Source organism: Tropicibacter alexandrii, from assembly GCF_003667315.2.
GTDB classification, from domain to species: Bacteria; Pseudomonadota; Alphaproteobacteria; order Rhodobacterales; family Rhodobacteraceae; genus Tropicibacter; species Tropicibacter alexandrii.
Window position 1 is genome coordinate 226635 of record NZ_RCTZ02000001.1, and the last position, 26390, is coordinate 253024.

General features: G+C 65.3%; 20 protein-coding genes. 6 read left to right on the forward strand and 14 right to left on the reverse strand.

Annotated elements, in window-relative coordinates; translation table 11 throughout:
• Positions 1-82: 82 nt before the first annotated feature.
• The 3 genes from D8Z78_RS01180 to D8Z78_RS01190 all read right to left on the reverse strand — a co-directional run bounded on the left by D8Z78_RS01180 (position 83) and on the right by D8Z78_RS01190 (position 3537).
• On the reverse strand, positions 83-1438 hold the full coding sequence (locus D8Z78_RS01180; protein WP_121629890.1) for a cytochrome P450: 1356 nt from the start codon (positions 1436-1438) through the stop codon (positions 83-85).
• On the reverse strand, positions 1435-2658 hold the full coding sequence (locus tag D8Z78_RS01185) for a hypothetical protein (protein WP_121629889.1): 1224 nt from the start codon (positions 2656-2658) through the stop codon (positions 1435-1437). Before D8Z78_RS01185 ends, D8Z78_RS01180 begins: the two co-directional genes overlap by 4 nt.
• A 135-nt stretch (positions 2659-2793) precedes the next feature.
• Complete coding sequence (locus tag D8Z78_RS01190) at positions 2794-3537, reverse strand: cytochrome c biogenesis CcdA family protein (RefSeq protein WP_121629888.1); 744 nt, start codon at positions 3535-3537, stop codon at positions 2794-2796.
• 92 nt (positions 3538-3629) lie between these two features.
• Here D8Z78_RS01190 and D8Z78_RS01195 point away from each other — a divergent pair, with 92 nt between their 5' ends.
• Positions 3630-3851: a sulfurtransferase TusA family protein gene (locus D8Z78_RS01195; protein ID WP_121630104.1), complete on the forward strand. Its 222-nt coding sequence runs from the start codon at positions 3630-3632 to the stop codon at positions 3849-3851.
• Between the two features lie 103 nt (positions 3852-3954).
• Here D8Z78_RS01195 and D8Z78_RS01200 read toward each other — a convergent pair whose 3' ends face one another.
• Together D8Z78_RS01200 and D8Z78_RS01205 are read right to left on the reverse strand one after the other, a co-directional pair.
• Positions 3955-6978, reverse strand: coding sequence for an Rne/Rng family ribonuclease (locus D8Z78_RS01200; RefSeq protein WP_121629887.1), 3024 nt, complete (start codon positions 6976-6978; stop codon positions 3955-3957).
• A gap of 569 nt (positions 6979-7547) precedes the next feature.
• A complete protein-coding gene (locus D8Z78_RS01205; RefSeq protein WP_121629886.1) occupies positions 7548-8426 on the reverse strand; it encodes an NAD(P)-dependent oxidoreductase in 879 nt (292 codons plus the stop codon).
• A 99-nt stretch (positions 8427-8525) separates the two neighbouring features.
• On the opposite strand from D8Z78_RS01205, the gene D8Z78_RS01210 reads away from it, so the two are divergent.
• Complete coding sequence (locus D8Z78_RS01210) at positions 8526-10988, forward strand: penicillin acylase family protein (RefSeq protein WP_121629885.1); 2463 nt, start codon at positions 8526-8528, stop codon at positions 10986-10988.
• A complete protein-coding gene (locus D8Z78_RS01215) occupies positions 10985-11884 on the forward strand; it encodes an aminoglycoside phosphotransferase family protein (protein WP_121629884.1) in 900 nt (299 codons plus the stop codon). Before D8Z78_RS01210 ends, D8Z78_RS01215 begins: the two co-directional genes overlap by 4 nt.
• Before the next feature lie 93 nt (positions 11885-11977).
• Here the strand turns inward: D8Z78_RS01215 and hflX are convergent, their stop codons facing one another.
• The 9 genes from hflX to dusB all read right to left on the reverse strand — a co-directional run bounded on the left by hflX (position 11978) and on the right by dusB (position 23928).
• Positions 11978-13231 carry a GTPase HflX gene (hflX, locus tag D8Z78_RS01220; protein WP_206169619.1) on the reverse strand — a complete coding sequence of 418 codons (1254 nt, stop codon included), beginning with the start codon at positions 13229-13231 and terminating at the stop codon, positions 11978-11980.
• 17 nt (positions 13232-13248) lie between these two features.
• Positions 13249-13488: an RNA chaperone Hfq gene (hfq, locus tag D8Z78_RS01225; protein ID WP_058246736.1), complete on the reverse strand. Its 240-nt coding sequence runs from the start codon at positions 13486-13488 to the stop codon at positions 13249-13251.
• Between the two features lie 126 nt (positions 13489-13614).
• Positions 13615-15126, reverse strand: coding sequence for a TrkH family potassium uptake protein (locus D8Z78_RS01230; RefSeq protein WP_240671959.1), 1512 nt, complete (start codon positions 15124-15126; stop codon positions 13615-13617).
• Entirely contained in the window at positions 15126-16502 is a 1377-nt protein-coding gene (gene trkA / locus D8Z78_RS01235; RefSeq protein WP_121631552.1) for a Trk system potassium transporter TrkA, read from the reverse strand. Before trkA ends, D8Z78_RS01230 begins: the two co-directional genes overlap by 1 nt.
• Before the next feature lie 125 nt (positions 16503-16627).
• Entirely contained in the window at positions 16628-18043 is a 1416-nt protein-coding gene (ntrX, locus tag D8Z78_RS01240) for a nitrogen assimilation response regulator NtrX (RefSeq protein ID WP_121631551.1), read from the reverse strand.
• 29 nt (positions 18044-18072) lie between these two features.
• On the reverse strand, positions 18073-20295 hold the full coding sequence (locus tag D8Z78_RS01245; RefSeq protein ID WP_121631550.1) for a sensor histidine kinase NtrY-like: 2223 nt from the start codon (positions 20293-20295) through the stop codon (positions 18073-18075).
• Between the two features lie 175 nt (positions 20296-20470).
• The gene (locus tag D8Z78_RS01250; protein WP_121631549.1) at positions 20471-21844 is read right to left on the reverse strand and encodes a response regulator; all 1374 of its coding nucleotides are present in this window, start codon (positions 21842-21844) and stop codon (positions 20471-20473) included.
• A 24-nt stretch (positions 21845-21868) separates the two neighbouring features.
• A complete protein-coding gene (locus D8Z78_RS01255; RefSeq protein ID WP_121631548.1) occupies positions 21869-22954 on the reverse strand; it encodes a two-component system sensor histidine kinase NtrB in 1086 nt (361 codons plus the stop codon).
• Positions 22951-23928, reverse strand: coding sequence for a tRNA dihydrouridine synthase DusB (gene dusB / locus D8Z78_RS01260; protein ID WP_121631547.1), 978 nt, complete (start codon positions 23926-23928; stop codon positions 22951-22953). The genes D8Z78_RS01255 and dusB overlap by 4 nt, the downstream gene beginning before the upstream one ends.
• Positions 23929-24103: 175 nt before the next feature.
• On the opposite strand from dusB, the gene D8Z78_RS01265 reads away from it, so the two are divergent.
• Genes D8Z78_RS01265 through D8Z78_RS01275 form a run of 3 tightly spaced genes read left to right on the forward strand, consistent with a single transcriptional unit; the run spans position 24104 to position 26195 of the window.
• Positions 24104-25237, forward strand: coding sequence for a bifunctional 2-C-methyl-D-erythritol 4-phosphate cytidylyltransferase/2-C-methyl-D-erythritol 2,4-cyclodiphosphate synthase (locus tag D8Z78_RS01265; protein WP_121631546.1), 1134 nt, complete (start codon positions 24104-24106; stop codon positions 25235-25237).
• Positions 25234-25716 (forward strand): phosphatidylglycerophosphatase A family protein, encoded by a 483-nt coding sequence (locus tag D8Z78_RS01270; RefSeq protein WP_121631545.1) that lies wholly within the window; start codon positions 25234-25236, stop codon positions 25714-25716. The genes D8Z78_RS01265 and D8Z78_RS01270 overlap by 4 nt, the downstream gene beginning before the upstream one ends.
• On the forward strand, positions 25716-26195 hold the full coding sequence (locus D8Z78_RS01275) for a CinA family protein (protein ID WP_121631544.1): 480 nt from the start codon (positions 25716-25718) through the stop codon (positions 26193-26195). The genes D8Z78_RS01270 and D8Z78_RS01275 overlap by 1 nt, the downstream gene beginning before the upstream one ends.
• The last annotated feature ends 195 nt before the right edge of the window (positions 26196-26390 follow it).

Below are 26390 nucleotides of genomic sequence, written 5' to 3' on the forward strand. Positions count from 1 at the left end.
GCGTTGCGCCTTCGATACCCCAAGCCCGCGCGGCGGTATAGAGGCGCAAGGTGCTGTTATCGCTAAACTCGGGCGCTTCGTGTCAAACCCTGTCACGCGGGTCGATGCGCAGCCAGATGCCGTCACGGGATCGCACCGTCAGATGCGCCTCGGGCATCGGTGTCTTGCCCGCAACCGGGCTGACCCGCAGGTCGCGCAGGATCATCGACAGCATCAACGGCCCTTCCAGCATGGCAAAGCCCGCCCCGGTGCAGACCCGCGGCCCGGCACTGAACGGGATATAGGCGTCGCGCCCGCATTGCTTGCCATTCTCGGTCTGCCATCGTCCGGGATCGAAGCCATCTGGGTTGTCCCACAGCCGCTCGTGCCGGTGAAGGTGCCAGGGCGAGAGGACGATTTGCGACGAAATCGGGAGTTTTCGGTCTCGAAATGTCTCGGGACAGGTCGTTTCGCGCACCATCATGGGCACTGGCGGGTAAAGCCGCAGCGCCTCGCGAAAAACGTCGCGGCTGACGCGCATCCGGGCGACGGAGCTGAAATCCTGCTCCAGCCCCTGCGCCTCGGCGGCCAGCTTGTCCTGCCAATCCGGGTGGGTCGCCAGCAGATACAGCGCCCAGCCAAGGGCACTGGCGCTGGTCTCGTGCCCGGCGAGGAAGAAGATCGCCACCTGATCGACCATTTCCTCGGTGGTGAAGGTCTGGCCCGTGACCGGATCGACCGTCGTCATGATCTTGGTCGCCAGATCTTCTGGCGCGGTCCCGGCCTTGATCTGGGCCATGCGGGCTTCGGTCAGTTGCGTGATCAGGCTGCGGATGCGTTTCGCCGATGCCTTCGTCTCGCGCTTGAAGAAACGCGGCATCCAGCGCGGGCCGGGGATGAAGGCGGCAAGGTTCAGGATCGGCTGGGTGCGCTGATAGGCGCGGAATTCGTGGAAGACGGCGCTAGCGACCTCATCCTCGATCGGGATGCTGAAGAGCGTGCGAAAGATCACGTCGGCGGCGAAATGGCTGGAGACTTCCTCGATCTCGACCTGTTCGGCGGTGCGGGTCTTGAGCCGGGTCAGGGCCGCCTCTGCCGCGTCCCACATGGCTGGAAAGGTCTCGCGCAGGCGTCCGCCCTCGAACGCGGGGTCGATGATGCGGCGCTGCCTTAACCATGTTTCGCCATTGGTCAAAAACACCGACTCGCCCAGCAAGGGCCGCAGCCCGGCGCCGATCCGGTCGGATTTGGGGAAATCCATGGGCCGGTCCTTGAGCACGCATTTCACCAGTTCGGGCTGGTTGACAAGGTAGCTGCGGAAGAAGGGGGTTTTGAATTCCGCCATCCATGCGCGATAGAGCCGCGCGGGCTGGGCCGACAGGATGTCTTGCCGGAACAGTTTGACGTATTTCCACAGCGAGACCTTTTCGGGCCGCGCTGGGGGTTTCGGCGGCATCATGGCGCGGTGCTCGTGTATTTCGACACGGCCTTGTCGATGCGGCTGGCCGAAGGGGGCCGGTCGCGGTAGCGATCCGCCAGCGTCACGGGCCCGGCGGTGATCTGGAAATAGTCGTAATCCAAGGGCCGGTCGAAGGCGCAGAGATACTGGAAATGCAGTCGGAAAAAGCGCCAGCGCAATTCCTTCCAGCGCGCGGGGCTGAGCGATTTGGTGAATTGCGCGGAAAAGACGAGGGGCCAACGCTTGTCCTTTGGTGCCACGCCCGAAACGGAGACGGGATCGCACAGCGCAAAGGCACAGCCGTCGCCGGGCGCGGTCACGTCCGCCCAGAACAGCGCATCAGATGCCCCCAAAAAGGCCAGATCGGCCCTCAAACGCCACGCATCGCGCAGGAAAGACACCATCGGCACGACCTGCCCCAGGCTGAGGAAGCCCAGCTTGCGCCCCTCCGGCACACGGCCCGCGCGGATCAGGTCGGCGAGGATCGACACCGACAGATGCGCGCCAGAGGAATGGCCAACCACCAGCACCTCGTCCCAGTCCTCTTGCAGGGCGGCGGCGATGATGTCGCCAAAAACGGCCATCCGCGCCTCCAACGCGGGGGGATTGGCCCCGCGATAACGCGCGGAAAAGGCGTAGTCGTGCATCAGGTAATAGGCGAAGAACTTGCCATCCTTCTTCTTGAACCAGCGCAGCAGCGCATAGCCTGCGCCCGCCCCGACCGCCGCGCCCAGCCACGCGCCCCAAGGCGCGATCAGGCCACCCAAGGACGCCGCCATCCAGACCGCCGCCAGTGCCACCAAAGCCTGCGCCAAAAGCATGCCAATGGGATAAAGCGCCGCAATCACCGGGCCTTTGCGCAGCTTCATCAGGCGGAAAAGCGCGCCGGTGGCGATATATTCCCATGCCGTGCGGACCAGTTGCGCGTAGGTCGCGGGGATCGTGTTCGACATGCTGTCGCGCACGATGTCGGACCAGACCAGAACCTCGATATCGGCGCTGGTCTCGGCCTCGCCGATCACGCTTTCCACGTGCCAACCGTAGAGCCCGCCTTGCTGCTTGGGCTTCAGGCCGATCTGGTAGCCGGAAATGCGCGCCTGCTCGGCGCCTTCCTTGCGGTAAAGCTCGCGGTAGCGGCGGGGGTGAATCGGATCGTAGCCGGGAATGTAGAAGACCCGACGGCGTTTGACCTGATTGTCTGCGGTTCCTTGCTCGACCATGACCCGCCCCTTGTTTGCATCAGGGTAGCGTGCATTTTCGGCAAGAGTAAGGCCCCGCTGCGGCGCGTCCGGGGGCTTTGCCCCCCGGCTCTTCGAGCCTCCCCCCAAGGTATTTCAGGACCAAAGAAGCCGGGCTTATCCAAGCGCGCCCAAGGCCGGGAAGGTTTCGAGCAGCCAAAAGCTGAGCGCCGAGAAGCCGCCAGTGAGCATGAGCAGGCCGATGGTCCAGAGCAGCAGGCCCATGGCGCGTTCGATGCGTTCCATGTGGCGCTTCATCCAGTTCATCGTGCCGGTCAGGCGCGGCAGGAAGGCGGCGACCAGCAGGAAGGGTACGCCCAGACCCAGCGCATAGACGGCGAGCAGAATCGTGCCGCGCGCGACGCTGGCCTCGGAAGCGGCAAGCGACAGGATCGCGCCCAGTTGCGGGCCGATGCATGGGGTCCAGCCGAAGGCAAAGGCGAGGCCCAGCACATAGGCGCCGAACGCGCTGCCGCCCCGGTCGCCGGCGTCCAGTCGCGCCTCGCGGTCGAGAAAGGCGATGCGGTAGACGCCGACGAAATGCGCGCCAAAGACCATCACGATCACACCCGCAATGGTGTTGAAATACCCTTGGTATTGCAGCAGGGCCCGCCCCGCCGCCGAGGCCGCGATGCCCAGCAGCAGGAAGACCGTCGACAGCCCCATGACAAAGAACAAAGCCGCCAACAGCGCCTTGCGCTGCGACTGGCCCAGATCGGACATGCTGACGCCGGACATATAGGCCAGATAGGGCGGCACCACCGGCAGCACACAGGGCGACAAAAAGGATATCAGCCCGGCCAGCAGGGCTACCAGCATGGCGGGCAAAAGCGACGCGTCGATGATCTCGATTCCGAACATGTCCTCGGCTTACGCCATGGCGCGGGCGGCGTCACCTCGCTTTGGCTCACATCGCTGTGGACGCGCTGAAATATCGCGACTATCTGGGGATCATGGACCATGAACTCGATGCTTTGGGGCTGCTGTGCCCCCTGCCCGTTCTCAAGGCGCGCAAGCGTCTGGCGCCGCTGGCCAGCGGCGACCGGCTGCGCGTGGTGACCGATGATCCGGCCGCCGTGATCGACATGCCGCATTTCTGCAAGGAAGCCGGACATACGCTGGTCTCCAGCGAGGAAGACGGCGCGACCATAATCTGGGTGATCGAAAAGGCGTGACGCCGGGCCGGGCGACGGTCCGGGACGTTTGGGTCGGTGTAGACCCCCATAGGAAAAAGGCCCCGCCATCGGCGGGGCCTTGTCGTTTCGTCAGGCTGCGGGCTTAGCGGCCCAAGGACCACCAGCCGCGTTTCTTCGGCTTGGAGTCCTCCTCGGCGGTCTCTTGCGGCGCGTCCGGTTCCGGCGCGGCCTCGGGCTGGGCTTCGGCTTCAGCCGCTGTGTCGTCCGCAGCCGCCTCCGGCTCCGCCTCGACCGTGCCCATCGCCTTGGCGATGATGTCGGACGCCTTCACGCGGGTGCGCTTGGGCTTCTCCTCCTGAACCTCCGCCTCGGGCGCAGGTTGATCTGCGTCCTCGGTCACCGGCGCGGGCTGAGCCTCTGCCTCGGTCACCGGCGCGGGCTGCGCTTCGGCCTCGGGGGCAGTCGCTTCGGCCGGAGCGGGCGCATCGGCCGTCTCATCGGACTTCTTCGCCGAGGACCGCGAGCGGCTGGAACGGGAGCGCGACGGCTTCTTCGGCTGCTCGTCCTTGGCCTCTTCGGTCTCGGGCGCAGTTTCTGCTGCGGCCTCCGCCTCGGCGGGCTCGTCGGATTTCGGCGCGTCGTCCTTGTCCGAATCGTCGTCCTGGCGGTTTTCGTCATCCTTCGACTTCGAGCGCGAGCGCGAGCGCGACCGGCGGCGGCGCTTCTTCTTGGGCTTGTCGTCGTCGGACTCGACCTCGGGCGTCTCCTGCACTTCGGCTTCGGTTTCTGCCTCGGCCTCTTCGGCTTCGGCTTCGGCGGCCGCCTCCTCGTCGAGTTTCTCCATCAACTTGCTGTCCACCGACACGACCGGCGCGGTCGCCTCGGGCACGGCGCGCGTCGCCGTCTTGAACTTCTCAAGCGAGAAGTCCGGCGCGATCAGATGCGTGTCGCCCTCGATGCGCACGGCCATGCCGTAGCGCGCCTCGATCATGGCGATATGTTCGCGCTTGGCATTCATCAGGTAGTTGGCGATGCCCACGGGCACCTTGACCAGCACCTCGCGCGAGCGGCGGCGCACGCCCTCTTCCTCGATCTGGCGCAGGATCTGCAGCGCCATATTGTCGTCCGAGCGGATCAGGCCCGTGCCGTGGCAGGCGGCACAAGGCTGGGTCGTCGCCTCGATCATGCCGGGGCGCAGACGCTGGCGCGACATTTCGAGCAGGCCAAAGCCCGAGATGCGGCCCACCTGGATACGCGCGCGGTCGGTCTTCAGCTTGTCTTTCAGCTTCTTCTCGACGGCGGCGTTGTTCTTGCGCTCGTCCATATCGATGAAGTCGATGACGATCAGACCGGCCAAGTCGCGCAGGCGCAACTGGCGGGCCACCTCTTCGGCGGCCTCAAGGTTGGTCTTGAGCGCGGTTTCCTCGATCGAGCCTTCCTTGGTAGCGCGGCCAGAGTTCACATCGATGGCCACCAGCGCCTCGGTCACGCCGATCACGATATAGCCGCCGGATTTCAGCTGCACGGTGGGGTTGAACATCCCGCCCAGATAGCTTTCCACCTGATAGCGCGCAAAAAGCGGCATCTGTTCGGTGTAATGCTTCACGTTCTTGGCGTGGGACGGCATGATCATCTTCATGAAGTCCTTGGCGATGCGATAGCCGCCCTCGCCCTCGACCAGAACCTCGTCGATGTCGCGGTTATAGAGGTCGCGGATCGAGCGTTTGATCAGGTCGCCCTCTTCATAGATCTTCGCCGGCGCGATGGATTTCAGCGTCAGCTCGCGGATCTGCTCCCACAGGCGCTGAAGGTATTCGTAGTCGCGCTTGATCTCGGTCTTGGTGCGTTTTGCGCCCGCGGTGCGGATGATCAGGCCCGCGCCCTTGGGCACGTCGATCTCGTTCGCGATCGCCTTCAGCTTGGACCGGTCCGCCGCATTGGTGATCTTGCGCGAGATGCCGCCGCCACGGGCGGTGTTCGGCATCAGCACGCAGTAACGGCCCGCCAGCGACAGGTAGGTGGTCAGCGCGGCGCCCTTGTTGCCGCGCTCTTCCTTGACGACCTGCACCAGCATGATCTGGCGGACCTTGATGACCTCTTGGATCTTGTAGCGGCGCGGGCGCGGCTTGCGGGCCGGGCGGATGTCCTCAGGCGCATCATCGTCTGCGACGTTCTCGATCTCGTCGGCGCGGTCGGCCTCCTCGGGCTGGGCCTCGTCCTCGACATCGTCCTTCGCAGGCTTCTTCGCGCGCGAGCGGCTGGAGCGTGTGCGCGGCTTCGGCTTGTCCTCGTTCGATTCGGGGGCGGCATCGCCATCACCCGCCGCCTCAGACGGGTCGGCGGTCACCACCGCATCCTCGTCGCCGGTGGATTCGGCCATCGGGCGCGACGGCTTTTCATCCGCCTCGTCCGCGGTCTCTGCCTCGGCGTCCGGCGCATCCTGCGCTGCCTCGGCCGGAGCTTCTGCCTCGGCGGTTTCAGCCTCGGGCGCGGCTGCTTCATCGTCATCGGACAGCGCGACCTCGGCCTGCGCCACCTCTTCGATTTCCGCAACGCTGTCCTGCGCGACGATCTCGGCCTGGCTCTCCGCCAGCTCAGAGGGGGCGGCGACGTTCAACTCGGGCTCGTCGGCCACCTCGACCGGCTCCGCAACGGGCGTTTCATGCACCGTTTCCATCGGCGACAGCCCCTCGCCGGGTTCGCCCGCCTCGGAATCATCGCCAAGGTCGATCGTCTCCATCCCCTTGATCTCGTCCGAGGATTTCGCCGCTGTCTCGTCCGTCTTGTCGTCCGACGTCTTCTTCGGCTTGGAGCGCGACCGCGAACGCGACGAACGAGAGGTCTTCTTGGGCTTCTCGTCCTCGTCCTCGGCAGCCGCCAAGGCGGCCTCTTCTTCCAGAAGGGCCTGACGATCCGCGACCGGGATCTGGTAGTAATCCGGATGGATTTCCGAGAAGGCAAGGAAGCCGTGCCGGTTGCCGCCGTAATCGACGAAGGCCGCCTGAAGCGACGGTTCGACCCGTGTTACCTTTGCTAGATAGATATTGCCAGCGAGCTGGCGCTTGTTTTCCGATTCAAAGTCGAATTCCTCGACCTTGTTTCCGTCCACCACAACCACACGGGTCTCTTCCGTGTGGGTGGCGTCGATGAGCATTTTCTTTGCCATTGTATCCGTTTGCACACGAAAGCGCCCCGCACCCCTGGCGGGGCCGAGGCGGATGTCGCGTGTCTTGTCAGGGCGAGGGACGGCGCGCAGGCCAAGGGGGCGCGGTTGCGTCCTGCCCTATGCCTCATCTGTGTCGCGCGCTTCATCGCGGTTCTTCTCCGACGCGTCGTACCGGGTCATATGCGGTTCGCATGAAACCCCCGGGAACGCGCCCATTCATGAAACCCGTCGCTTGGTTAGCGGTCCGGGTCGGTTCTTTGACCCCTTGGGGTCGGATCGGTCTGTCCGGGGGGCATGTGCTGCCAGCCCACGTCCAGCGAAACTCTCTGGGCCGCGCGGTTCCCCGCGCATACGGCCTAACCGCCAACATAAGGGCAGAAGGGCTGTCATGACAATGCCCAAAGTTGTCACACGGCGTATCTTCTCGGCGTTTGGCGGGAATGGTTATCCACAGGCGGAACAGCCCTGTTCCGGGGTCGGCCTGACAAGCGGTCCCCTCCCCCAATGAAATGGGGGAGGGTCAGGGAGGGGGACAAAGGACCCTGCGGCGCGTCAGCGCCTCATTTGGATCACGCCTGATCGAGCTTGCGCAGCCGTGCGAACAGCGACGAGGTATCCCAGCGCCCGCCGCCCATCTTCTGCACATCCTTGTAGAACTGGTCGACCAGCGCCGTCACCGGCAGGCTCGCGCCAACCTCGTCCGCCGTCTGCAGACAGATGCCCAGATCCTTGCGCATCCAGTTGGTGGCAAAGCCGTGGTCGAACTTGCCATCCAGCATCGTCTCGTAGCGGTTGACCATCTGCCAGCTGCCCGCCGCCCCGCCGCCGATCACCTCGACCACCGCGCGCCCGTCCAACCCGGCCTTCTCGGCAAAGTGCAGACCTTCGCTCAGCGCCTGCACAAGCCCGGCGATGCAGATCTGGTTGACCATCTTGCACATCTGACCGGCCCCGGTGTCGCCCAAACGCTTGCACAGCTTGGCATAGGCGTCGATCACCGGCTCGGCCTTGCCATAGGCCTCTTCCGAGCCGCCGCACATCACCACAAGCTGGCCGTTCTCGGCCCCCGCCTGCCCGCCCGAGACCGGCGCATCGACAAAGGCCACGCCCGTCTCGCCCGCCACGTCGGCCAGCTCGCGCGTGACCTGCGCCGACACCGTCGTGTGATCGACAAAGATCGCGCCCGCGCCCATCCCGGCAAAGGCCCCGTCCTCGCCCAGACACACGCCGCGCAGGTCGTCGTCATTGCCGACACAGGACATCACGAAATCCGCCCCCTCGGCCGCCGCGCGCGGCGTTGCGGCCATGGCACCGCCGAACTCGGCGACCCATTTCTCCGCCTTGGCGGTGGTGCGGTTGTAGACCGTCACCTCATGCCCGGCCTTTGCAAGGTGGCCCGCCATCGGATAGCCCATCACACCCAGCCCGAGGAACGTCACTTTCGCCATGTCTTTCTCCCGAATTCGTGCCCCGGCTCCACTTGGCATTCAGGGGCTGTCCGTTTAAATCGCTGTGAACCGAGGTACACCAGGACGAAGGGAAGGGAAATGGCGCTCGTGTTCCGATGGCTCCTTCGCCTGACCAGCCTCGCCCTCGCGCTGGCGGTGATCGGCGTGGCGCTGGCCTATTACCTCGCCTCGCGCTCGCTGCCCGAGTATGACAAGGACCTGCCCGTCGCCGGGACCACCGCCGATATCGAGATCGTGCGCGACAATGCCGGCGTGCCGCATATCCTTGCCCTGTCCGACCGCGACGCGTTTTTCGGGTTGGGTTACGTACATGCGCAGGACCGGCTGTGGCAGATGACCCTGCTGCGGCGCACCGCGCAGGGGCGCTTGTCCGAGCTCTTCGGCACCCGCACGGTGGAGACGGACACGCTGTTGCGGCGCCTCGACATCTACGAATTGGCCCGCCAGTCGGTGCCGCATCAGGATGCCCGCACGCTCGACGCGCTCGAAGCCTATGCCGCAGGCGTGAACGCAAGGATCGAAGAGATCAACGCCCGGTCCTTGGGCCGGGGCGCGCCGGAATTCTTCCTGTTCGACGCCGCAATCGCGCCTTGGCAGCCCGCCGATTCCATCGCCTTGGTCAAGCTCATGGCGCTGCAACTGACGGGCCATCTGACCGAAGAGGTGCTGCGCGCCCGGACCTCGCTGGCGCTGGATGACGAGGACCGCCTGTCCGACATCCTGCCCGACATGCCCGGCGATGGCGTGGCCGCCCTGCCCGCCTATGCCAGCCTGTTCGATGCGCCGTTGCCCCGTTTCGCGCAGGCCGACCCGCATTTGGATTTCCTGCCTTGGGTGCAACCGCGCGGGTTGGCGGGGGCGTCCAATGCATGGGCCGCAGCGCCGGACCGCTCCGCCGCGCGCGGCACTTTGATGGCGAACGATCCGCATCTGGGCTTCACCGCGCCCTCGACATGGTATCTGGCCCGGATGAACCTGCAAACCGGCCCGGTGATCGGCGGCTCGATCCCCGGCATTCCCGCGATCATGGTGGGCCGCTCAGATAAGCTGGGATGGGCGCTGACCTCGTCCTATATGGACGATCAGGACCTTTATATCGAGGAACTGAACGCCGACGACCCCGAGCAGTATCGCACGCCGGACGGTTGGGCGCGCTTCACCACCAAGAAGTCCATCATCCAGATCAAGGATGCCGAACCGGTCACCTTGACCCTGCGCTGGACGGAAAACGGCCCCGTGCTGCCCGGCACCCTGTTCGATCTGAAAACCATCACCCCGCCGGGGCACGTGGCCTCGCTCGCATGGACGGCGCTCACGCCCGAGGACACCTCGATCAGTGCCGCGGTGGGCCTGATGATGGCCGACAGTGTCGAGACCGCGATCGAGTCCTCGCGCGCCTATGTCGCCCCCAGCCAGAACCTGACCTTGGCCGATCGCGACACCGTCGCGCTGAAGACCGTGGGGCGGATGCCGCGCCGCGACCCGAACCACCAGTCGCGCGGGCGTCTGCCCAGCCCCGGCTGGATCGCCGCCAATCGCTGGCAGGGCGCGATGCCCTTTTCGGCCAATCCCGAATTCCTCGCCCCGCAAGGCGGCATCGTCGGCAACACCAACAACAAGCTCGTCGACCGCCCCTTCCCCAACCACATGTCCTATGACTGGGGTGACAGCCAGCGCGTGCAACGCTGGCAGACCCTGATGATGGGGCGCAAGGTCCATACCCGCGACAGCTTCATCGAGGCGCAGCTAGACACCGTGTCAACCGCCGCGCGGACCCTGCTGCCGCTGATCGGGCGCGATTTGTGGTACACGGGCGAGGCCGCCGCCGAGGGCACGCCGGAACGCCGCCGCCAGACCGCCCTGCGTCTGCTCGCCGACTGGAACGGCGAGATGAACGAGCACATGCCAGAGCCGCTGATCTACGCCGCTTGGGTGCGCGCGCTGCAAGACAGGCTGATCCGCGACGACCTTGGCCCGCTGGCCGATGAATTCCCCCGCGTCGAGCCCCTGTTCATCGAGCGGGTCTATCGCAATGTGAACGGCGCCAGCACATGGTGCGACGTGATCCGTTCGGCCCGCGTCGAAAGCTGTTCCGACATCGCCCGCCTTGCGCTGGACGATGCGCTGGTCTGGATCGACGAAAACCACGGCCACGCGCTGGAGGCGCTGCGCTGGGGCGATGCCCATGTCGCGGTGCACAAACACCCCGTTCTGGGCGATGTGCCGCTGCTGAACCATTTCGTCAACATCCGCCAGAACACCTCCGGAGGGGACCAGACCCTGATGCGCGGGCGGGTGTCTGGCAAGGAGCCGACCCCCTTCCACAACGTCCATGGCGCGGGGTATCGCGGGGTCTATGACTTTGCCGATCCGGACAGTTCGGTCTTTGTCTCGGCCACCGGTCAATCGGGGCATTTCCTGTCGCGGCATTATGACGATCTGGGCCAGCTTTGGCGGCGCGGCGAATATATCCCTATGTCGCTGGACGTGGATCTGGCGCGCGCCGCCTCGGTCGGGATAACCCGCCTGCTCAAGCCTTGACCCCGTGGGAGGCACAGGACCGGGCGGCGCGGGCGCTGGCTCGGCATTGGGACGCGGTCGTTCCCGTGCCCGTGACCGCCGAAGGCAATCGGCAGGCCCATCTGTTCACCGGCTACGGCCCCAAGGGGCGCATCATGGTCAAGCTCTGGGCGCCCGAGGTGGCCGAGCGTGCCGTCCGGCAGGTCACGCGCCAGATGGCCTTGGCCGAGGCCATGGACAGCGGTCCGTTCCGCGTGCCGGGGCTGATCTTCTTCGATCCTGACACGCTGGCATTGGGGATGCAGGCGGTGGCGGGCGACGATCTGCGCAGCGCTTGGGGGCACGACAATGATCCCGAACTGGGGCTGGCCGCCGGGCGCTGGCTGCGGGCCTTTCATGATCTGACCCGACGCCCGGTGGGATTTCGACCTGCTGGGCAAGTGAATTGGCTTGCGCGCTTGATCGAGGCCAGTGCCGAAGGCAGCCGTGTCATCCAGGATGCGGAGAGCTTTGCCCATGTGGCCCGCAGCGTGCAGGCGATGGCCGATCCCCTGCGCAAAAGGCCCGCCTTTCGCGCCGTCACCCATCGCGACATGACCCTGTCGAACCTGCTGCTGGATGCGGACGGGACGCTTTGGGGGATCGATTTCGAAAACGACCGCGAGGATGAACCGTTGCGCGATGTGTTCACGCTGGCGCTGGATTTCCTGAGTGAAGGCAGCAACGGCGACGCGGCGGTGGCGGAGCTGCGGCGCGGCTATGCGGATACGGACACGGACCCGCAGGTCCGGCTGTTCCTGCAACGGTGCTTTTGCCTGTGGGTCTGGGCGAACACGCCGCTGACACCCTCGGACCGGCAATTCCATCGCCTGGAAGTGGCGGAACGGTTGCTGCACGCCCGGAAGCCCCTGATCTGAGGCCGGCGGGGGTGGGGGCGCCGGGGTTGGGGGCGCTGCCCCCGGCCTTCGGCCTCCCCCGAGGTATTTTGAGACCAAAGAAGCTGGACGCGGTCAAAGACTGTCGAAGCGGGCGCGGTCGCTGGCGGACCAGTGCACGGTCAGGTGATAGCCGTCTTCCTCGGGGATTTCCTGTTCCACGAGGCCCTTTTCGAACAGCCATGCGCGCTGGCGGCCCTGATCATAGCCCAGCACCAGCACTTCGCGGCGCTTTTCCTCGCCCAGCTTGCGGGTCACGTCTTCGAGGAAGGCGTCGAGCCCCTCGCCGCTCAGGGCCGAGACCGCATAGGTGCCATCCTCGCGCGAGGCGCGCTGGCGCAACGCGTCGGCCTGATCGGCGTCGAGCCGGTCGAGCTTGTTCCACAATTCGATCTGCGCGGTGTCCTCGGCCACGCCGAGACTGTCGAGGATGGTGCGCACGTCGCGGGCCTGTTCCTCGGTCTCGGGGTGGGAAATGTCGCGCACATGGACGATGACATCGGCGGCCAGCACTTCCTCCAGCGTGGCGCGGAAGGCGGCGACCAGTTCGGTGGGCAGGTCCGAGATGAAGCCCACCGTGTCCGACAGGATGACATCGGCGCCGGTGGGCAGTTCGACGCGGCGCATGGTCGGGTCGAGCGTGGCAAAGAGCATGTCCTTGGCCATGACCTCGGCCCCGGTCAGGCGGTTGAACAGCGTGGATTTCCCGGCGTTGGTGTAGCCCACGAGGGCGACAATCGGGTAAGGCACCTTGGCGCGGGCCTTGCGGTGCAGTTCGCGCGTTTTGACAACCTTGTCGAGCTGACGGCGCAGGCGCACCAGTTGTTCGTCGATGGCGCGCCTGTCGGCCTCGATCTGGGTTTCGCCGGGGCCGCCGACGAAGCCAAGCCCGCCGCGCTGCCGTTCGAGGTGGGTCCAGGCGCGGACAAGACGGGTGCGCTGGTAGGACAGATGCGCCATCTCGACCTGCAAAACGCCCTCGCGCGTGGCGGCGCGGTCGCTGAAGATCTCAAGGATCAGGCCGGTCCGGTCGAGCAGCTTGACCTTCCATTCCTTTTCGAGGTTGCGCTGCTGCACGGGCGAGACCGGGCCGTCGACCAGCACCAGTTCGACCTCTTCGGCCTTGAACCGCTCTTTCAGCTCGGCGATCTTGCCCGAGCCGAACAGCATGCCCGCATGCGGGCGCGGCAACGGCACGACGGTCTGCCCCACGACCTCCAGTTCCGGCAGCGCATGCGCAAGCGAGACAGCCTCTTCCAAGGCCATCTGGGCATCGCGCCGGTCCCGGTCGCTCTTGATATCGGGGTGCAGGACCCAGGCGCGGGTCACATGCGGGTCATGTTCGTTCAAGAATTGTCTTCGCCGTCATACAGGTTGATCGGCTGCGACGGCATGATCGTGCTGATCGCGTGTTTGTAGACCAGCTGGGATTGCCCGTCGCGGCGCAGCAGCACGCAGAAATTGTCGAACCACGTGATGACGCCCTGCAGTTTCACACCGTTGATCAGGAAGACCGTCACGGGCACCTTCGTCTTGCGCACGTGGTTGAGAAATGCGTCCTGCAAATTCTGTCTGTCCGAAGCCATTGACTTGCCTTTTGTTCTTGTCAGCCCGGAATAAGGGCCCCCTCGTCTCGGGGGAGTATGTCGCGCCCGTTCCGGAGTTTCCAGTGGAAAAACAACGCGCGAACACGCAGCATGGGACAAGTGCCGTCAATTGCGCCACACATCCGGGGTCAGCATGACGATCACGGCCAGCAATTCAAGCCGCCCCAGCACCATGGCGAGGCTCAGGATCACCTTGAGATCCCAGCCCATCGCGGCGACCATCACCGGTTCGGATCCAGCCGTCGCGATCAGCGGTCCGGTATTCGACAGGGTGGCGATGGTCAGCACGATGGCCGGTTCCAGACCGACACCGAACAGGCCCAAGAGCATGGTCAGGGCGGCGATGGTGATGGCGAACAGCATGAACGACACCCAGGCGATGAACGCCCCCTCGCGGCGGATGCGCCCGCCGGCCAGCCCCTTGCGCCCGACCGAATGGGGGTGGATCAGACGTTCAAGCTCGCGCTTGCCATTGAGGTACAGCGCAAAGACCCGCAGCAGCTTGACCCCGCCCGCCGTGGTGGCAACTCCGCCCCCCAGCAGCGCCAGCCCCATCAGGATGATGCCGGGCGTCGACAGGCCCGACCAGCCCTGCGCGGTCGCCCAGTCGGCGCTGACGAATCCGGTGGTCGACAGGAAGGACAGGCCGGTGAACAGCGCCCCCCACAGGGCGCGCAACCCGGCGGTCAGGTCACGCTCGTCCCCGATATCGAAGGCGGCCCACCAATGACGCAGGAACAACAGAACCGGCACGGCGACGACGATGATCACGCCGAGCCGGAATTCCGGGTCGTACCAAAGCCCGCGACCGTTGCGGGTATCGGTGGAAAAGGTCAGGCGCGACAGGGCGAAGAACAGGAAGCAAAACAGGACGATCTCGCCCGCCATGCCGCTGGGCGCGCCCGCCACGTTGCCGATGGGCGAAATCCCCGAGGTTGCCATGGCCGACATCGCGTGGCTGACCGCGATCAGCGGCGGGTCGCCCGCCACCAGCAGCATGATCGCCAGCGCCACGGTCAACCCGGTATAGACCGGCAAGAGCAGGCGCACGCTGCGCCACAGCCGCTGTGCCGGATCGTTGACGACAGACCGGGCAAGACCGGGCAGCACCGCCTGCCCCGGCTCGCCGGTGGCCGTCACTTCGAAGCCCCCCAGCGCCAGCGGCGCAAGGATGCCCGAGGCCGCAACCCACATCAACAAGCCGCCCATCCAGCCCACCTGCGCGCGCCAGAAATGTTCCGGCACCGACAGGCGCGCGGGATCGAACAGGGTCGCTCCGGTCGTGGTCAGCGCCGAGACCATCTCGAAGTAGGCGTTCTCGAAACTGGTGGTGCGCACGGCCTCGTGGAAGGGCACGGCAAAGAACAGCGGCAGAAAGACGAACCCGGCGGCCAAGGCCACCAGTTGCCGCAGCGCGCTGGTATTGTGCCTGCGCCCGGACATGGCGATGCCCACGAGGACCGTCACCAGCAGGCCGATAACCGCCGCATAGAAGAACGCCCGCGCATCGTGATAATCCCGGGTGACCCGCGCGATCACCGCAGGCACCACCATCGACGCCGAAGAAATGCCCAAAAGCAGCAGGAACAGCGGCAGTTGCGCGACCCGGGCCAGCATCAGAAGAAGTCGATCGAAACCTGCAAGAGGCGCTCGACCTCCGGCACGTCCTTGGCCAGTGCGAAGATCACGATCATGTCGCCCTCGTCGACGCGCAGATCGCCCGACAGCTTGACCACCTTCTCGCCCTTGCGCACCGCGCCGACCAGCACGCCTTCGGGGAAGTCGATCTCGCGGATGCGCGAGCCTGCGATGGGCGAGGTCGAGAGCACCTCGGCCTCGATCACCTCGGCCTCGGCATCGCCGATGGAATAGACCGAATGCACGCGGCCATGGCGGATGTGGCGCAGGATCGACGACACGGTGGTGGCGCGCGGGTTGATATAGGCGTCGATCCCGAGCGGCTCCATCAGCGGCACCAGCGTCGGGTCGTTGATCAGCGCGATCACCATCGGGCAGCCAGCCGCCTTGGCGCGCACGGCGGCCAGCATGTTGGTCTTGTCATCGTCGGTCACGCAGAGCGTCGCGTCGGCGCGTTCCACCCCTGCCTCGGACAAAAGCACCTGATCCAGCCCGTCGCCATGCAGGACGATGGTGCGTTCCAGCGCCTCGGCGGCGATCTCGGCGCGCTTGCGGTCGCGTTCGATCACCTTGGCGCGGATGCGTTCGGTGCGGCCTTCGAGGCTGCGGGCCACGGAGAGGCCGACATTGCCGCCGCCCACGACGACGACTCGTTCCTGCTTGCGGTGGGTCTTGCCGAAGATTTCCATCGTGCGGCTGATATCGTCGCGATGGACCATCACGTAGATGCTGTCGCCGACAAACAACTGGTCGCCGCTTTCGGGGGCGAACAGCACGCCGTCGCGACGCACGCCCACAACCACCGCCCGCAGCGTGGAAAACAGGTCCGACAGTTGCCTCAGGGGCGTGTTCACCACCGGGCAGTCATCGTCCAGCGAAATGCCCAGCAGCTGCGCCTCGCCATCGAGGAAGCTTTCGGTGTCGAAGGTCGACGGCGCCGAGAGCCGCTGCATCGCCGCCTCTGCGACCTCGCGTTCGGGGCTGATGACCACGTCGATGGGCAGGTGGTCGCGGCGGTAGAGATCGGAATAGATCGCGGTCAGATAGGATTGCGCGCGCAGGCGCGCGATCTTGCGCGGCACGGCAAAGACCGAATGGGCCACCTGACAGGTGACCATGTTGACCTCGTCGGAATAGGTCGCGGCGATGATCATGTCGGCGTCGCGCGCCCCTGCCCGATCCAGCACATCCGGATAAGAGGCAAAGCCCGCGATCCCCTGCACATCCAGCGAATCCGTGGCGCGCCGCACCAGATCGGGGTTGCTGTCGACGACCGTGACGTCGTTACGCTCGCCCGAGAGATGCCGCGCGATCTGCCAGCCAACCTGACCCGCGCCGCAAATGATGACCTTCATGGCCCGCCCTCTTTATTTTGCAGGTCTTGGCATGGCACGCCCAAGGGCGGTGGTCAACGGCCTGCTCTTGCAGGTCGCGCATGACCGGGCCGCACAGGACTCGCCCCGGGTCTTGCGAGGCCTGCTTATGACGCCTCTTCGACCTCGTCTTCGAGCCGGGCGATGCGGCCACCGGATTTCTGGCTGGTGACGACACCCAGCGATTTCAGCTTGCGGTGCAGGGCCGAGCGCTCCATCCCGACAAAGGACGCGGTGCGCGAGATATTCCCGCCAAAGCGGTTGATCTGCGTCAGCAGGTATTCGCGTTCGAACGCCTCGCGCGCCTCGCGCAGGGGCAGCGTCGCCAGCGTGCCGGACAGCACCACGCGCCCGTCGCCCTCATCTGCCGGACCGCTGTCGGTGGGCAGTTCGCGCGCCTCGATCGGGCCGGTGCCGTCGCCAAGGATCAGCACACGCTCGATCAGGTTCTTGAGCTGACGCACATTGCCCGGCCATGTCATGGTCTGCATCAGGGCGATCGCATCCTCGGACAATTCCCGCAAAGGCAGCCCCTGCGAGGCATTGCACGCCTCGATGAAATGCTGCGCCAGAACCGGGATGTCCTCGCGCCGTTCCGCCAGCGAGGGCACGGCAATCGGCACCACGTTCAGCCGGTGATACAACTCCTCGCGGAAGCGGCCCATCTGGATTTCTTCCTGAAGGTCGCGATTGGTCGAGGAGATCACGCGCAGATCGACGCGCACCTTGTCATTGCCGCCGACGCGGGTGAATTGCTGGTCGACCAGCACGCGCAGGATCTTGGACTGGGTGCCGACGGGCATGTCGGCGACCTCGTCGAAATAGATCACGCCGCCATGCGCCTGTTCCAGCAGGCCTGGTTCGACGCCGCGCTGCGCGCTTTCCTTGCCGAACAGCATCGCCTCCATCATCTCGGGCTCGACGCCCGCGCAGTTGACGGTGACGAAGGGCGCATTGGCCCGGCCCGACTTGCCGTGGATGTAGCGCGCCGCCACTTCCTTGCCGCAGCCCGCAGGCCCGGTCAGCATGACCCGGCCATTGGATTTCGTGACCTTGTCGAGCTGGCTGAGCAGCGCGCGGTACGAGGCGCTTTCGCCGATCATCTCGGCCGCTTTCACATCGCCGCGCTTGAGTTGCTGGTTCTCGCGGCGCAGTTGCGAGGTTTCCATCGCACGCCGGATCACAACCAGCAACTGGTCGATATTGAAGGGCTTCTCGATGAAGTCATAGGCCCCTTGCTTGATCGCGGCCACGGCGATCTCGATATTGCCATGGCCGGAAATGATCACCACGGGAATGTCGGGGTTGTCGCGCTTGACCGTCTTGAGGATATCGATCCCGTCCATCTTGCTGTCCTTCAGCCAGATGTCGAGGATCAGAAGCGCGGGCGGCTCGGCGTTGATCTCGGTCATCGCGTCCGAGGAATTGCCCGCAAGCCGGGTCGTGTAGCCTTCGTCTTCGAGGATATCCCCGATGAGTTCGCGGATGTCGCGTTCGTCGTCGACAATCAGGATGTCACTCATGTGTCTGCTGCCCTCTGTTTCCTGCGTTCTCAAACTGCTTCCAAGGCCGCGTCGCCCTCGGGCTGTGCGGCGGGGGTCAGCGGCAGGCGGATGACCGCCATGGCGCCGCGATGTGCCCCCTCGGCGAAGGCCGGTGCGTCGTCCAGCACCAGCGTTCCACCGTGTTCCTCGATGATCTTCTTGACGATCGGCAGGCCAAGGCCCGTTCCCTTGTCGCGCGTCGTCACATACGGCTCGAACAGCCGCGCGCGGTCCTCGGGCAGGCCGATGCCATTGTCCATGATGCGGATCGTGCCCTTGCCGTCCTCGATTCCCGCCGAGACCCGGATTTCCGGCACATGCCCGTCGGGTGCGCCCTTTTCCTGAAGCGTTTCAATCGCTTCCCCAGCGTTCTTGATCAGGTTGGTCAAGGCCTGACCGATCATCGTCGCGTCCAGTTCCGACGGCATCGCCTGCGCGGGGATGTCGCTGACAAAGCGCACGCCGGGCTGGCCGGTTTCCTGCAACAGCACCGCGCCGCGCAGCAGGTCCCCCAGATCCTCGGGCTTGCGCTCGGGTTCCGGCATGCGCGCGAATTTCGAGAATTCGTCGACGATGCGGCGCAGGTCCTCGGTCTGGCGGACGATGACCTCGGTCATGTTTTCCAGCTGCTCGGCGTCGTTTTCCGCCAGTTGGCGGCCGAACTTGCGCTTGATGCGCTCGGCAGAGAGGCGAATGGGCGTCAGCGGGTTCTTGATCTCATGCGCGATGCGGCGGGCCACGTCGCCCCATGCCGCCATGCGCTGTGCGCTGACCAGATCAGTCACGTCGTCAAAGGCGATCACGAAGCCTTCGAGGCTGCGATCCTGACGGCGACGCGTCGACAGACGCACCAGCAAGTGTTCGAGACGGCCCTCGCGGCCCACCTTGACCTCTTCCTGCGCGGTCTCAAGACCCTCGGCGCGCAGGCGGTCGAACAACGGTCCGAATTCCGGCACCGCCACGGGCAGCGGGATTTCGCGCTGCGTCTCGTGCCACCCCAACAGCCGTTCGGCCGAGCGGTTGACGAAGGCCACCTTGCCCGTCGCATCCAGCCCCACGACGCCGGACGTGACCGAGGACAGCACGGAATCGAACAGCCGCTGGCGGCGCTCGATCTGGCGGGTGTTTTCCAAGAGCGTCTCGCGTTGGCCCTTCAACTGTCGGGTCATCTGGTTGAAGTAGCGCCCGAGCATCGAGATCTCGTCATCGCCCTCTTCCTCGATGACCTGCACGTCCAGATCGCCCGCGCCGACGCGCTGCGCCGCCCCGGCCAGACGGCCCACGGGCCGCGCCAGACGTTCGGCGAACCACAGGCCCGCCCATGTCGCCGCAAGGATCAACAGCAGCGCAAAACCCAGATACAGCACGGCAAAGTCGAACAGCCGCCGCCCGCGTTCCTTTTCCTGCTGCTGGTAGAAACGCGCGGTTTCCTGCGTCTCGTCCAGCAGGTTCAGGATCTGCCCGTCGACGTCGCGGGTGACATACAGATACCGGTCCGCATAGGCCTGCAAGGGCACCAGCGCGCGCAATTCGTTGATGTCCCAATCGGGGATCAGGGCCACGCCGTCGGCGGTGGCGCGCTGCATGGCCTCGGGTGCGGGCTGTTCGAAATCAAAGAGGTAGGACCGCTCGCCGCGGGCTTCGATCGTGCCTTGACCGTCGATCACGAAAGCCTCGCGCAGGCCGCGCTGGATGCGAGCCTGACCGTCGGCCAGAATGTCACGCAGGGTGATCGTCGGGTCCTGCAAGGGCACGCGGCGGTTGGCGTCGAGATAGTTGGCAAGGCTGCGCGCGTCCTGTTCGAGGCCTGCGCGCTGCTCGGCCTCATAGGCCTCGGCGGCGGCAAGGGAGGCGCCCACGACGTTCTGCACACGGCTGGAAAACCACGTCTCAAGCCCGATATTGATGGTCAACACGGCAAAGACCGCAACGGTCACCGTGGGCAGCAGCGCCATCAGCGCAAAGGCCGCCGTCAGCCGCAGGTGCAGCCGCGATCCGGCGGATTGTGCGCGGCGCTCCGCCACCATGCGCGCCACCCGCGCCAGCACCATCGCCGCCAGCAGCAGGACATAGACAAGGTCCGCCAGCAGCACGAGGCGCAGCGACAAGGCGCTTGCGCCTTGGTTCAACGGGCCCAGCACGCTGAACGTGGCAAAGGCCAGAAGCGGCCCCAGCAACACCAGTGCGAGGGCTATGAAATTCTGCACCCGACGTTGCCTGCGCAAGCGCATAAGCCGGGCCCATGTGCCGGAGGAAACCCCGGCAGGTGTGATGGAGCGTGCCCGCGTGGCCACAGCCAACCCCCGATAAGATGTGTCAGTCCTGCATCAGCAAGGCCTGACGACCGCCATATATTGTGACCTTCTCAACCGCGCGATGCGGCGGGGCCACAGTTATGTGGTCTTTTTACATCAACTTCCGGCGGCGTGTCACGCGAATATCAAGGTCGGTGATCTTCTTGCGCAAAGTATTGCGATTGATTCCCAGAAGGTCGGCGCATTTCGCCTGATTTCCCCCCGTGGCCTCCAGCGCGATCTCGATCAGCGGGCCTTCGACCTCTTTCAGAATGCGGCCATACAGACCGGGCGGCGGCAGCATCGCCCCGTGCAGGTCGAAATAGCGCCGCAGGTGGCGCGCGACGCTGTCGGCCAGCTTGTCGCTGTCGCCACCGCGCAGCACGGCGCTGGTTTCGGGCTGGTTGCCCAGAACGGCCTCGACCTCGGCGCGGGTGATTTCCTCGGCCCGGCTGGTCAGGCTCAGACGGCGCACGGCGTTTTCCAGCTGCCGCACGTTGCCGGGCCATGAATAGACGCGGAACAACTCGGACGCGCCGTTGGACAGCCAGCGTTTCGGCATCCCCTCGCGCTCGGCCCGGTTGAGGAAATGCTCGGTCAGCAGCGGAATGTCCTCGACCCGCTCGCGCAAGGACGGCACGGCAATCGCCGCCCCGTCGAGACGGTAGAACAGGTCCTGCCGCACCTTGCCGCTGTCCACCAGCGATTGCGGATCATATTGCGACGAGGCCAGAAAGCGCGGCACGTGATCGCCCGGCACATCCATCATGCGCACGATGCGGCCTTGGATTTCATCGTCCACATCGGCGATCTCGTCGATCAGCAACGTCCCGCCCTTGACCCGCGCCAACACCCGCGCAGGGCCGTCGAGTTCCCGCAGGTCGCTGCCCGTCACGGTGACGAAGGGCAAGGTCCGCCGGTCGGAAAAATCGTGCAAGGCCTTGGCGATCAGGGACTTCCCCGTGCCGCTTTCGCCGGTGATCAGCACCGGCAGATCGGTGTTCATCACCCGCGCGACCAGCCGGTACAACGCCTGCATCGCGGGGGTCTTGCCCACCAGCGGCAGTTCATCGGGCGCATCGGCACCCACCACCGTTTCCTGTGACCGGGGCGCGGCGCGCTTGCGGTTGTCCAGCGCCTTGGCCGTGCGCTTCATCAGGTCCGGCAGGTCGAAGGGCTTGGGCAGGTAATCATAAGCCTCGGCCTCGGCGGCCTGAATGGCGGTCATGATCGTGTTCTGGGCCGAGATCACGATCACCGGCAATTCGGGCCGGTCCTGATGGATCTTGGGCAGCATTTCCAAGCCATTGCCATCGGGCATGACCACGTCGGAAATCACCACGTCGCCCTTCCCCTCGCCCACCCAGCGCATGAGCGTCGTCAGGCTCGACGTCGCATGCACCTTGCACCCGGCTCGGGTCAGCGCCTGCGTCAGAACGGTGCGGATCGTGCGGTCGTCATCTGCGACCAGTACAGTGCCATCCATTTGAGTTCTCTCCTTGGTCTGCCCCTAGCTCTGCTCGGGGGTCTCGCCGGTGGAACGCGGCAGCGAAATGCGAAAGACGGTGCGGCCCGGGACAGAATCCACGGATATCCAGCCGTCATGGTCGGAAATGATCTTGCTCACCAGCGCGAGCCCCAGCCCCGTGCCGTTTTCCCGGCCCGACACGAACGGGTCAAAGATGTCGCCCTTGATCGCGTCCGGAAGGCCGGGGCCGTCATCGATCACCTCGATCTGAAGCGGCAGGGTCTGCCCGCTGCCATCGGCGCGGCGCAGGCGGAAGCTGTGCTCGTAATAGGTGTGCAGGCGGATCGTGCCGCCGCGGATCGGGTCGGCCGCCTCGGAGGCGTTCTTGATCAGGTTCAGCACCACCTGAAGCAGCTGGTCCGGGTCGCCCAACGCCATCGGCAGCGAGGGATCGTAATCCTCGATGATCTTCATATGCGCGCCGAATCCCAGCGCGGCCGACCGGCGGGCGCGGTCCAGCACGTCGTGGATGTTGACCTCGCGCCGTTCGGGCGGCGACAGGTTGCCAAATTGCTCGACCTGTTCGAGCAGTTTCACGATGCGGCGCGTCTCGGCCACGATCAGATCGGTGAATTCGAGGTCTTCCTTGGGCAGGCCCATGCTCAGCAATTGCGCCGCGCCGGTGATGCCCGCCAGCGGGTTCTTGATCTCATGCGCCAGCATCTCGGCCATGCCGATGGCGGATTTGGCGGCAGATTTCACGCTGTGGCTTTGGGTCATCCGCCCGGCCAGTTCGCGCGGCGAAATCAGCATGACCATCCAGCCGGGTTTGCCCATGACCGGCGCGATCTGAAGGTTGCAGACCAGCGGTGCGCGGCTGCCGGTGCCCACATCCACATCGTTGACGAAAAGCGGCGTGCCGTGCTCGCGCGCACGAGCGAGGCTTTCCTCCAGCGGCGCATCGACGGCGAGCCGATCCCAGATCGGCTGGCCCGTCAGCCACTTGGCCGAGTTGTTCAAAAAGCCCTCGGCGGCGGGGTTCAGATCGGCGATCCGCTCATTCTCGTCGATGAGAATCGCGGGAACGGGCAAAGACGACCAGATCTGCATATCCGTGACGTCCGTCATGCGGCCTCCGTCATGTTGAGCGCATCCGGCAAGAGCCGCAGCACGTTCGCGGGCGTCTTTTCAGTCAGGAGGGTCTGGCGCAGCGCGGTATCGGTGCCGGCGCGGTCCATATACCAGCCCAAATGCTTGCGGGCGACCCGGTTGCCCAAGGTTTCCCCGTAAAAGCTCAGCATGGCCTCGTAGTGTTCGCACACCATGTCGGTCAGCGCCCGCCCCTGCGGGATGTCGGGCTGTGGCGTGCCAAAGAGGTCGGCGGCGATCTGCGCCAGCACCCAAGGGGCGCCCTGCGCCCCGCGCCCGATCATCACGCCATCCGCGTCGGACTGTTCCAGCGCGGTCCGCGCCGTGGGGGCGTCCACGATGTCGCCATTGGCCACAACCGGGATGGTCACCGCATTTTTGACGGCGCGAATCGCCGCCCAGTCGGCGCGGCCCTTGTAAAACTGGCAGCGCGTGCGCCCGTGGATGACGATCATCCGCACACCCGCCCCTTCGGCGCGCCGCGCAAGATCCGGCGCGTTCAGCGTCGCGTCATTCCAGCCAAGCCGGGTCTTGAGAGTGACCGGCACATCGACCGCCTCCACCACCGCCTCGATCAACCGCAGCGCGTGGTCGGGCACCTGCATCAGCGCCGAGCCGGACCAGCCGCCCGTCACCTTCTTTGCCGGACAGCCCATGTTGATGTCGACCACCCGCGCGCCCATGTCGACGACCTGCCGCGCGGCCTCGGCCATCGGTGCGGCCTCGCGTCCGGCGATCTGGACCGAGGTGTTCTCGATCTGCGCGCCCAGTTCGGCCTTTTCGCGCGTGCCGGGGCGGGCTGTCAGGAACTCGCCGCTGGCAATCATTTCGGACACGACCAGCCCCGCGCCGAAGCGGCTCACGAGGCTGCGGAACGGCAAGTCGGTGATTCCCGCAAGCGGTGCCAGCAAGACAGGCGGCACGATTTCTCTGGTTCCAAGGGTCAGGCCCAAGTGCTTATTCCTTGTGCAGTCCATTCCGACGTACCTCTCGCCCCGTTAGGGTTCAATAAAATCACGGTAATATTGCGGGCAGATCGGGCGTGTCGCACAATTTTTGGGCAGTTACCACCGGATTGAAAAGCGGCCCGCCTCTGCCTATGACACGGGTCAGTAGCGAGGACATTACATGCGCGACGCGATCGTGATCGTGGCTGCCGGGCGCGGATTGCGGGCTGGCGGCGAAATACCCAAGCAATGGCAAAGCCTTGCGGGCAAACCGGTGGCACGCTGGACGCTGGAGCGCATGGCGCCGTTCGGGCAACTGGTGCTTGTGGTCCGGCGCGAGGATATGCATCTGGCCCATGCCGCCGCCCAAGGGTTAACCGTTCGGATCGTCGAAGGCGGCGCCGAACGCGACGCATCGGTGCGCGCCGGGCTGGAATCTCTGGCCGGACCCGACGCGCCGGATCGTGTGCTGATCCATGACGTCGCGCGCTGCGCCACTCCGCCCGAGGTTGTGTCGCGCGTGCTCGATGCGTTGATCGAACATGACGGCGCGGCCCCCGCTCTGCCGGTGACCGATGCGCTGTGGGTCGGCGAAAACGGACGAGTGGGCGGGACCCGCGAGCGCAGCGGCCTATATCGCGCTCAGACGCCCCAAGGCTTCAAATTCGACGCGATCCTTGCCGCGCATCGTGCGCATCCCGGCGGGGCGGCGGACGATGTGGCCGTGGCGCGCGCCACAGGCATCGATGTCGCGATCATCGAAGGCTCGGAGGCCAATCTCAAGATCACCCACCCGGAGGATTTCACCCGGGCGGCCAACCTGCTGGAGGCGCAGATGGACATTCGACTGGGCAACGGGTTTGACGTGCATGCGTTCGAGGATGGCGATCACGTCATCCTCTGCGGGGTCAAGATCCCGCATGACAAGGCGTTGAAGGGGCATTCTGACGCCGATGTCGGGATGCACGCGGTGACGGACGCCATTTACGGCGCGATGGCCGAAGGCGATATCGGGCGCCATTTCCCGCCCTCCGAGCCGCAATGGAAGGGCGCCGCTAGCGAGATTTTCCTGCGGCATGCCCGCGACCTCGCCGCCGAAAAGGGGTTCACGATCTCGAACATCGATTGCACCTTGATCTGCGAACGCCCGAAGATCGGCCCACATGCCTCTGATATGATGGAAAAAATGGCGTTCTTTCTTGGCATCGACAAGGATCGCGTCTCGATCAAGGCGACGACATCGGAACGGCTCGGCTTCACCGGGCGCGAAGAAGGGATCGCGGCCATTGCCACCGCGACGCTGGTGCGGTCATGAGAGCCATCGCGTCGCTGTTCTACATCGGCTTCCTGCGCCCGGCGCCGGGCACGTGGGGGTCGCTCGCCGCCCTGCCACTGGCTTGGCTGGTCCTGACGGCCGGTGGGTTCTGGCTTCTCCTCCCCCTTACTTTCGTTTTGTTTTTCATTGGCTTGTACACGACTTCTCAAGTCACACACGAAGGCGATCACGATCCCAGCTGGGTGGTGATCGACGAGGTGGTCGGACAGTGGATCGCGCTGTTCCCGGTGGGCTACGGCGCCGCCATGATGGGCGTCGATTACCTTGCCTTGTATCCGGGATGGATCAGCGGCTTTATCCTGTTTCGCCTCTTCGACATCTGGAAACCGTGGCTCGTGGGTAAGGCCGACAGGCGCGGCGATGCGCTAGGCGTCATGCTGGACGATGTCTGGGCTGGCGTGTTCGCGGCGGTGGTCAGCATTGCCCTTGCAGGTTTCGCGCACGGGGTGTTGATGTGATGACACGCGCCAGCGACATTCTTGAAACCGCCCTGTCCCAAGGGGCAACCGTCACCGCAGCGGAAAGCTGTACGGGAGGCAAGGTCTGCGCGGCGCTGACGGATCTTCCGGGGTCGTCCGCGATCTTCCAGCGCGGCTTCGTCACCTATTCCAACGATGCCAAGATCGACATGCTCGGGGTCCGTCAAGCGACGCTCGATGCGCACGGCGCCGTATCAGAGGAGGTCGCTGGCGAAATGGCGCTCGGGGCCCTGCAGGCGGCAGGCGCCGATGTGGCCGTGGCGATCTCTGGCATTGCCGGGCCGGGCGGGTCCGAATTCAAGCCCGAAGGCCGCGTCTGTTACGCCATTGCCACCGCGCAGGTTGTGCGCACGGAAACAGTGGAACATGGCGCCCTTGGTCGCGACAAGGTTCGCGACGCCGCGACCGACCATGCCTTGCAGCTGATCCTAGACGCCTTGTCGCCGTCAGGCCGGTAAACTTCGTCACCAATTTCCGAATGACAGCCCGGAAATCCCTTTAACGCTCAAATTGTCGCCATTGGCTGAATTTTCAGCCCATTTTTAGGGCATTTCGCAAACTGCCCCATTATTGACCGCCCCCACGGCCAAAAGATGGTTTTTTCCGCATCCGAATCCTGCATTGAGCCCGCCAACCAAGGGACAAAGGAAGGA

Excerpts from the sequence above, each read along its gene's own strand:
- D8Z78_RS01180 (WP_121629890.1), bottom strand. The coding sequence starts at position 1,438 with ATGATGCCGCCGAAACCCCCAGCGCGGCCCGAAAAGGTCTCGCTGTGG.
- D8Z78_RS01185 (WP_121629889.1), bottom strand. The coding sequence starts at position 2,658 with ATGGTCGAGCAAGGAACCGCAGACAATCAGGTCAAACGCCGTCGGGTC.
- D8Z78_RS01190 (WP_121629888.1), bottom strand. The coding sequence starts at position 3,537 with ATGTTCGGAATCGAGATCATCGACGCGTCGCTTTTGCCCGCCATGCTG.
- D8Z78_RS01195 (WP_121630104.1), top strand. The coding sequence starts at position 3,630 with ATGGACCATGAACTCGATGCTTTGGGGCTGCTGTGCCCCCTGCCCGTT.
- D8Z78_RS01200 (WP_121629887.1), bottom strand. The coding sequence starts at position 6,978 with ATGGCAAAGAAAATGCTCATCGACGCCACCCACACGGAAGAGACCCGT.
- D8Z78_RS01205 (WP_121629886.1), bottom strand. The coding sequence starts at position 8,426 with ATGGCGAAAGTGACGTTCCTCGGGCTGGGTGTGATGGGCTATCCGATG.
- D8Z78_RS01210 (WP_121629885.1), top strand. The coding sequence starts at position 8,526 with ATGGCGCTCGTGTTCCGATGGCTCCTTCGCCTGACCAGCCTCGCCCTC.
- hfq (WP_058246736.1), bottom strand. The coding sequence starts at position 13,488 with ATGGCTTCGGACAGACAGAATTTGCAGGACGCATTTCTCAACCACGTG.
- D8Z78_RS01230 (WP_240671959.1), bottom strand. The coding sequence starts at position 15,126 with ATGCTGGCCCGGGTCGCGCAACTGCCGCTGTTCCTGCTGCTTTTGGGC.
- trkA (WP_121631552.1), bottom strand. The coding sequence starts at position 16,502 with ATGAAGGTCATCATTTGCGGCGCGGGTCAGGTTGGCTGGCAGATCGCG.
- ntrX (WP_121631551.1), bottom strand. The coding sequence starts at position 18,043 with ATGAGTGACATCCTGATTGTCGACGACGAACGCGACATCCGCGAACTC.
- D8Z78_RS01245 (WP_121631550.1), bottom strand. The coding sequence starts at position 20,295 with ATGCGCTTGCGCAGGCAACGTCGGGTGCAGAATTTCATAGCCCTCGCA.
- D8Z78_RS01250 (WP_121631549.1), bottom strand. The coding sequence starts at position 21,844 with ATGGATGGCACTGTACTGGTCGCAGATGACGACCGCACGATCCGCACC.
- D8Z78_RS01255 (WP_121631548.1), bottom strand. The coding sequence starts at position 22,954 with ATGACGGACGTCACGGATATGCAGATCTGGTCGTCTTTGCCCGTTCCC.
- D8Z78_RS01265 (WP_121631546.1), top strand. The coding sequence starts at position 24,104 with ATGCGCGACGCGATCGTGATCGTGGCTGCCGGGCGCGGATTGCGGGCT.
- D8Z78_RS01270 (WP_121631545.1), top strand. The coding sequence starts at position 25,234 with ATGAGAGCCATCGCGTCGCTGTTCTACATCGGCTTCCTGCGCCCGGCG.
- D8Z78_RS01275 (WP_121631544.1), top strand. The coding sequence starts at position 25,716 with ATGACACGCGCCAGCGACATTCTTGAAACCGCCCTGTCCCAAGGGGCA.